The sequence below is a fragment of the Xanthomonas sp. SHU 308 genome, from assembly GCF_000364645.1.
In the GTDB taxonomy this organism is placed as follows: Bacteria; Pseudomonadota; Gammaproteobacteria; order Xanthomonadales; family Xanthomonadaceae; genus Xanthomonas_A; species Xanthomonas_A sontii.
The window spans coordinates 1-318 of sequence record NZ_AQOK01000646.1 but is presented as its reverse complement, the minus strand read 5'-3'; the positions used below and the strand labels follow the sequence as shown (position 1 = coordinate 318).

Here is a 318-nt window from a genome sequence, read left to right as displayed (position 1 = left end):
CCCCCCCCGCCGGCAGGTCGTGGACGAAGCAGAGCGCGGCCAGCAGGCAGTCGATGTTCGGGCGCTGGCCGCTGCAGTCCTGGGCGGCGGCGATCACCGAATCCACGTGCTGCATGCGCGCGCTGGCGACGCTGCGTTCGCGCAGCAGGCGCAGCACTTCGGCCGCGCGCGGGTCGCCGTCGGGATACAGGGCGTGGTGGAAGCCGGGCAGGTCGTCGCCGCGCTGCCAGCGTTCGGCGATCAGGGCGGCGGCACTGGGCGCGTCCTGGGCGTCGCGCAGCAGGGCGTGGGCGCGGGCGGTGGCGCCGCCGTGGCGCG

1 protein-coding gene is annotated in these 318 nt (G+C 77.0%); it reads right to left on the bottom strand.

Features of this window, described 5'->3' with window-relative positions; all coding sequences use genetic code 11:
* Positions 1-318: citrate/2-methylcitrate synthase (locus D588_RS25280; RefSeq protein WP_043085800.1), on the bottom strand; the 318-nt coding region annotated here is incomplete at both ends.